This is a genomic window from Pseudonocardia pini (assembly GCF_013870575.1).
GTDB classification, from domain to species: Bacteria; Actinomycetota; Actinomycetes; order Mycobacteriales; family Pseudonocardiaceae; genus Pseudonocardia; species Pseudonocardia pini.
The window spans coordinates 1-6589 of record NZ_JACBXB010000278.1 but is presented as its reverse complement, the minus strand read 5'-3'; the positions used below and the strand labels follow the sequence as shown (position 1 = coordinate 6589).

Below are 6589 nucleotides of genomic sequence, written 5' to 3'. Positions count from 1 at the left end.
ACCGCGATCAGCGGCGCCTCGGGCCCCAGCACCACGCCGAGCCCCAGCCCGGCCACGGCCGCCAGGACGATCCCGGGGAGATGGGCCGGATCGGGTGGCCCCTCCGCCGCGAACCCGTCGAGCGGCGAGTGCCCGCCCGCACCCGGCAGGTACCGGATCGCCGCCGCCACCGCCACGCCCGCGACCGCGAGCACCGGGATCGGCCACCACAGCGGGGCGTCCCCGAGCCCGAGCGCGCCGGGCAGGTCCGTGTACACCCAGCGCTGCAACAGCCCGGTGAGCTGCAGGAAGTAGTACGCGGCGATCGACACCGGCACCCCGGTCAGCGCCGCCAGCAGCAGCAGCCCGACATACCCGCGGGAGCGCAGCACGGCGACGGGATCCAGGGCGGGGGCGGTCGTCGTGGACCCGGTGTCCTCCCCCGACGTCGTCCGCGGTGGATCCATCGCCGCCCCCTCCTCACCGGTGGACCGGCTCGGTCCTGCCCGGCAGCGTGCCCGGCGGTCCGGACCATCGGCTCACCCGCGACGGGTGAGGCCCGTCGGGACGCGGCGCGGTCCCCTGCTCGGATGACGAGCACGCGGGGACCCGAGCTCACCCGGTCGGCACGGCGACGGCTCCTGGTGTCCTCGCTGCTGCGCTCGGCCGTCGCCGTCGCGGTCCTGCTGGTCGCCTACTCGACCGCGCCGCTGGACCGTCCGCTCGATGCGGGCACCTGGGTCACCTTCGCCGCCGGGCTGCTCGCGTTCGGGGGGATCGTCATCTGGCAGGTGCAGGTCGTCATGCGGTCCCGGACACCGCGGCTGCAGGCGATCCAGACCGTCGCGATCGGCCTGCCGCTGCTGCTGGTGCTCTTCGCGGCGAGCTACGTGGTGATCGCGACGAACGTGCCGGACAGCTTCACCCAGCCCCTCGATCGGATCGGGTCGCTGTACTTCACGGTCACGGTGTTCACGACGGTCGGCTTCGGCGACATCGCCCCGCTCACCGACCTGGCGCGGGTGCTGACGACCCTCCAGATGCTCGTCGGGGTGACCGTGGTCGGCGTCATCGCGAAGATCCTCTTCGGCGCGGTGGAGGTGGCGGAGCGCCGCCGGGAGTCGGAACCGTCGGAGGACTGAGGCGCCGTCGGAGGACTGAGGCGCCGTCGGAGGACCAGCGCCGTCGGAGGAGGCGGCGCGGCAGTGGGTGAACGCCGGAGGGCCCCCGCCGACGGGCGGGGGCCCTCCGGCCGTGTCCTGCGTTCAGTGCCTGCGGCCGACGCGGCGTGCGGTGCGTCGGGCGGTGCGTCGCGCGACCCTGCGTGATCCGAACATGGTCCACCTCCTCCCGGTGCGGGTGGCTGTCCTCAGGCCGGGTTACGAGGCGCCGACGGCGGCGGTCTCCGCGGCGTGCTGCGCACGGGCCTCGTCCGCGCTCACCAGCCCGATCTCGACCAGGTCGAGGGGGCTGACGAACCCGTCGGAGAGCCGGACCCCGCCCGCCTCGACGACGGCGTCGCGCAGCGGCACCGCCCACTGGTGCTCGAGCAGGACGAGCGCCGCCGCGGTCCCGTCCGGGATCTCGCCGATCACGTCCCAGGCGTCCTCCTCGGAGAACACCTCCAGCCCCTCCGCGGCGGCCTCGGCCCCCAGGGCGGCCCCCGCGACGAGCCCCTCCTCCCCGTCGATCCCGAGGCCGACGAGCGCGCCGACCATGCTGCCGAGCTCCACCGCCTCCTCGTCGGTCAGGTTGGTCAGGTGCGCCACCTCGATCTCGCCGTCGGCGCCCTTCTGCACCGCGAGGGCGTCGATCACGCGGATCGTGTCGCTCTCCCGCAGGCGCTCCAGCTCCGCGGCGATCCGGCCGTGGAAGTCGGGGGCGGGGAATCCGAGGACGATCAGCTGAACCGGTCCGATGGCCATGGCTCTCCCTCTCGTGACGTCCCGGCCCCCTCGGACCGGGCGCGGTCAGGGTCGTCACCCCCGGCAGGCCCCACCTCATCCGCCGGGGGTGGTCGGGTGGCTCAGTGTGCGGCTGCGGTCTTCGCGGTCCGGCGTCTCGCCGGGCGCGCGGCCTCGGTCGACCAGGTGAGCTCCACCTCCAGCTCGATCTCGGTGCCGTCGATCTCCACCTCGATCTCGCACCGGACGTGGTCGGGCACGTGCATCTTCACGGTGCTCGCACCCAGCTCGATCTCGACGTGCCCGCCCTCCGCGAGTGCGGCGGCGAGCGCGGACAGCCGCTCGGCCGCCTCCTGGCGAGTGAGCGGCTCCTTGCGTGTGATCTCGACATCGGACATCGGTCGTCTCCGTTCCTGGGCCCCGATCTCGACGGCCGCCGAGATCCCTGGTCGCCGCGGACCTGATCCGCACTCAGTGGTCCGTCCGCTCCCGCCGCGGGGTGTAGGACTTCTGCTCCGTCTCGTGCCACGCGCCCGCACCGGCGCCCGCCGCGGCCTTCGCCTGCTCCCACTTGAGCCGCGCGAGCTCGGTGGGTGGCAGGTCCACCCGGCCGTACCAGCGCCGCCCGGCCCCGAGGATCGCCGCGGCGCCTGCCGAGAGCCCGGCCAGGCCGAGGAGACCCGCGAGGCCGAGCAGCACCGCCGCGATCACCAGCGTCCGCGTGTCGAGGTCCTGTCGCGACCAGTCCGTCCGTCCACGGTCCATGGGGCACTTCCCGTCGTCAGAGGACGGCACCGCGCCGTCGGGTCCGAGGATGCGGGGGGACACGGGACGAGGGCATCACCCGATCGGTATGACGGGAACCACGGGAGCGAGCACTCGTCCCGCTCCCCCAGCTCGGCCCGCTCATCCGCTACTCCCTCGCCATCATGGCCTGGGCCTCGCGCTCCAGGTCGACGTACGGGTCGCCGCTGACGTCGACCGCGACGTGTCGGACCGTCCCTCCGGTGAACCGGTAGGGGTGCTCGCCCGGGTAGTCCGCCGTCACCGGCTCGCCGCTGTCCCGCCCGACGCACAGCCCCTCGCCCGCCAGGCTGTACGAGCCGGGCTGGATCTTGACCCGACCCTCCCCGACCTTCCTGTCCGCGTGGTAGAGCGACAGCGTCCCGGTGGCGACGCCCTTCGGCTCCTCCCCGTCCTTGTCGAACGAGGCCGCCAGCAGCTGGTTCTCACCCGCGGGGATGTCGACCGTGCCGTCCACCTTCTGCTCGGAGATCCCGACGAAGTTGTTGACGTAGTGCAGCCTGCCGTCCTTCACGTAGAGGGCGTGCCCGCCGAAGCGCGCCCCGTGGGCGAAGAGCACGCCTTCGGCACCGGACGCCGGGATGTCGACCTGGGCGCCGATGGTGAAGGAGCGGTTGTGGGTGTTCACCGCCTGCTGCTCCGGCACCTCCGCGGTGTCGGGGAAGTAGAGGTAGCGCTCGCGTGGCGCGGCGAGCAGCGGCCGGGGGGTCAGGAGGATCTCCAGCGGGGACCGGTCGTCGAGCGGGAAGGCGCCGTTGTCGCCCGCCTCGGCGTACCAGAGGTTGACCAGCTCGCGGAGCCGGTCGGGATGCTCGCCCGCCAGGTCGTGGACCTCCGACCGGTCGACGTCGGTGTGGTAGAGCTCCCAGGTGTCGCCGTTGAAGTCGCTCCAGCCGTTGTTGGTGGGGTGGGTGGTCACGGCCTTCCACCCGTCGTGCCAGATGCTGCGCGAGCCGAGCATCGAGTAGAACTGCGTCCGTCGCGCCGACGGCGCGGACGGGTCGCCGACGCTGTAGTGCATGCTGACGCCGTCGATCCGGCTCTGCTCGTGACCCTTGATCGTCGCGGGCGGGGAGACCCCGAGGGTGTCGAGGATCGTCGGCATGATGTCGACGGCGTGGTGGTACTGGTGGCGCAGCCCGCCGACCGCCGTCCGGTCGGCGCCCGCGCCCGCAGGCCACGAGATGATGCACGGGTCGGCGGTGCCGCCGTTGAACTCGTAGCGCTTCCACATCTTGAACGGCGTGTTGAAGGCCATCGCCCAGCCGTTGGGGTAGTGGTTGTAGGTCGTGGTGCCGCCGAGCTCGTCGAGCATGGCCAGGTTGGACGCCATGTCGTCCGGGATGCCGTTGAAGAACTTGTTCTCGTTGACCGAGCCGTTGGGACCGCCCTCGCCGCTGGCCCCGTTGTCCGACACCACGACGATCATCGTGTTGTCCCGTTGCCCGGAGGCCTCCAGGTAGTCGAGCAGCCGCCCGATCTGGTCGTCCGCGTGGGCGAGGAAACCGGCGTACACCTCGGCCATCCGCGCGAACAGCCGCTTCTCGTCGGCGTCGAGCGAGTCCCAGGGCCGGGTGACGTCCAGCGGTGGGAACGGCTGGCCGTTGGCGGCGGCGGCGCGGGTCTCCGGCGTGCCGATGGGGTTCATCGGGGGCAGCTCGGTGTCCTCTCCGACGATCCCCATCGCCTTCTGCCGGGCCAGGGTCTGCTCGCGCATGGCCTCGTAGCCCATGTCGAACCGACCGGCGAACCGCTCGATCCACTCCTTGGGCGCGTGGTGCGGCGCGTGGGCGGCGCCGGGGGCGTAGTAGAGCAGGAAGGGCTTGTCCGGCGCGATGACCTTGGCGTCCCGGATGAACTCGAGCGCCTTGTCGGTGAGGTCGACGGTGAGGTGGTAGCCGTCCTCGGGCGAGCGGGGCTGGTCCACCGGGTGGTTGTCGTAGACCAGGTCCGGGAACCACTGGTTCGTCTCGGCCCCGAGGAACCCGTACCAGCGTTCGAACCCGCGGCCGGACGGCCAGTTCCGCCGGGTGGCGGCCAGGTTCATCTCGACGGTCGGGCAGAGGTGCCACTTGCCGACCATGTAGGTGTTCCAGCCGCACTCGCCCAGGATCTCCGGGAGCATGCCGTTCTCCGGCGGGATCGTGCCGCTCGCGTTCGGGAACCCGGACGCCGCCTCGGTGATGCAGGCCATCGAGTTGCGCGTGTGGTTGCGCCCGGTCAACAGGCAGGAGCGGGTCGGTGAGCACAGCGCGGTCGTGTGCCACTGGGTGAAGCGCACGCCGTCCGCGGCGATGCGGTCGATGTTCGGCGTCGGGATGGGGCCGCCGTAGCAGGACATCGCCGAGTAGCCGACGTCGTCGAGCACGATGTAGACGACGTTCGGCGCGCCCGCGGGCGCCTCGGGGGGCTCGAAGGGCCCCCAGTCCGGCGTGGAGTCGCGGATGTCGACGTTGATCACACCGCGGAAGGGTCGGGATGCCATGCGCCGCAGCATGCAGACGCCGCGGCACCGGCGGACCACCCGTCGCGGGTGAGCGCGACCGGGGCTCGCCCGGCTCATGCGTGGCGGGTGAGGACAGGCCGGCCGCGACCCGGTTGCGTGCGGTTCGGACCCACGGGAGGGGCGGACCATGGCGGAGGAACAGCGGCTGGCGAGCTGGCGCGACGGCCCGGCCAGGCACGCGATCACCGCGTTCGTCCGCCGCGTCGTGGAGTCGGTGCCGGTCGCGGAACGCGTCGCCACGTTCGACAACGACGGGACGCTGTGGTGCGAGAAGCCCATGCCGATCCAGCTCGACTTCATCCTCCGGCGGCTGGCCGCGATGGCGCAGGCGACCCCGGAGCTGTGCGAGCGCCAGCCCTGGAAGGCCGTCTCGTCCCACGACACGGGCTGGTTCGCGTCCCTGACGGCCCAGCACTACGCGGGCGACGACACGCACGTCCACGAGCTGCTCGCGGGGATCCTCGCCGCCTACGACGGGAGCGGCGTGGAGGAGTTCGAGGACCGCGCGGACGGCTTCCTCCGCGGCTCCCGGCACCCCCGGTTCGACCGGCCCTACGTCGAGTGCGGCTACGCCCCGATGGTCGAGCTCCTGGGCTACCTGCGGGCCAACGGGTTCACGACCTACATCGCCTCGGGCGGCGGGCGCGACTTCATGCGCCCGATCAGCCAGGACATGTACGGCATCCCCCGCGAGCAGGTGATCGGCAGCAGCAGCACCTTCGCCTACACCAGCGACGGCCACCGCGGCACGATCACCCACCAGCCCGCCGCCGACTACGTCGACGACGGCCCGGAGAAGCCCGTGCGGATCTGGAACCGGACGGGCAGGCGCCCGATCCTCGCGGCAGGCAACTCCGACGGGGACGTCGCGATGCTGGAGTTCACCGAGCACCCGGCCACACCGGCACTGCGGCTGCTCGTGCTCCACGACGACGCCGACCGCGAGTTCGCCTACACCGAGGGTGCCGAGCAGGCCCTCGCCCGGGCCGAGAAGGAGGCATGGACCGTCGTGAGCATGGCCGACGACTGGACCACCGTGTTCTGACTCATCCGCGCGGGGTGAGTCCGGGCGGGCGCGCGGCCCGCAGGATCGGGGGATGTCCGAGTGCTGTGCCGCGTCCGGTCCCGTGCGGGAACCGCCCGCCGAGGTGCCCCTCCCGGCCGTCGGTCCCTCCAGGACGGATCTCGTCCCGCTGCACGGCGGCGAGTTCCTGATGGGCTCACACGAGCAGCGCTACCCCACGGACGGCGACGGCCCGCCGCGCGTGGTGGAGGTGGCGCCGTTCCGGATCGCCGCGCACGCCGTGAGCAACGCGGACTTCGCCGAGTTCGTCGCGGTGACGGGCTACCTCACGACCGCCGAGCGGGAGGGCTGGTCGTTCGTGTTCGGGGGGCT

Annotated in this window: 7 protein-coding genes and 1 pseudogene; 3 read left to right on the top strand and 5 right to left on the bottom strand. The window is 72.5% G+C overall.

The window, feature by feature from the left end; translation table 11 throughout:
• Positions 1 to 446 (bottom strand): annotated as a pseudogene (locus H5J29_RS16765) (hypothetical protein); the annotation flags it as partial.
• A gap of 123 nt (positions 447 to 569) precedes the next feature.
• Here H5J29_RS16765 and H5J29_RS16760 point away from each other — a divergent pair.
• Complete coding sequence (locus tag H5J29_RS16760) at positions 570 to 1121, top strand: potassium channel family protein (protein WP_181781896.1); 552 nt, start codon at positions 570 to 572, stop codon at positions 1119 to 1121.
• Positions 1122 to 1358: 237 nt separating this feature from the next.
• On the opposite strand, the gene H5J29_RS16755 is transcribed toward H5J29_RS16760, so the two are convergent.
• The 4 genes from H5J29_RS16755 to H5J29_RS16740 all read right to left on the bottom strand — a co-directional run bounded on the left by H5J29_RS16755 (position 1359) and on the right by H5J29_RS16740 (position 5172).
• A complete protein-coding gene (locus H5J29_RS16755; protein ID WP_181781895.1) occupies positions 1359 to 1904 on the bottom strand; it encodes a hypothetical protein in 546 nt (181 codons plus the stop codon).
• A gap of 101 nt (positions 1905 to 2005) precedes the next feature.
• The gene (locus tag H5J29_RS16750; protein ID WP_181781894.1) at positions 2006 to 2281 is read right to left on the bottom strand and encodes an amphi-Trp domain-containing protein; all 276 of its coding nucleotides are present in this window, start codon (positions 2279 to 2281) and stop codon (positions 2006 to 2008) included.
• A gap of 73 nt (positions 2282 to 2354) precedes the next feature.
• Positions 2355 to 2648 (bottom strand): hypothetical protein, encoded by a 294-nt coding sequence (locus tag H5J29_RS16745; protein ID WP_181781893.1) that lies wholly within the window; start codon positions 2646 to 2648, stop codon positions 2355 to 2357.
• A 148-nt stretch (positions 2649 to 2796) separates the two neighbouring features.
• Positions 2797 to 5172, bottom strand: a complete 2376-nt coding sequence (locus H5J29_RS16740) for an arylsulfatase (RefSeq protein WP_246393951.1) — start codon at positions 5170 to 5172, stop codon at positions 2797 to 2799.
• A 148-nt stretch (positions 5173 to 5320) separates the two neighbouring features.
• Here H5J29_RS16740 and H5J29_RS16735 point away from each other — a divergent pair, with 148 nt between their 5' ends.
• Positions 5321 to 6238, top strand: coding sequence for an HAD family hydrolase (locus tag H5J29_RS16735; protein WP_181781892.1), 918 nt, complete (start codon positions 5321 to 5323; stop codon positions 6236 to 6238).
• 52 nt (positions 6239 to 6290) lie between these two features.
• A partial coding sequence (locus tag H5J29_RS16730; RefSeq protein WP_181781891.1) for an SUMF1/EgtB/PvdO family nonheme iron enzyme occupies positions 6291 to 6589 on the top strand: 299 nt, incomplete at its 3' end.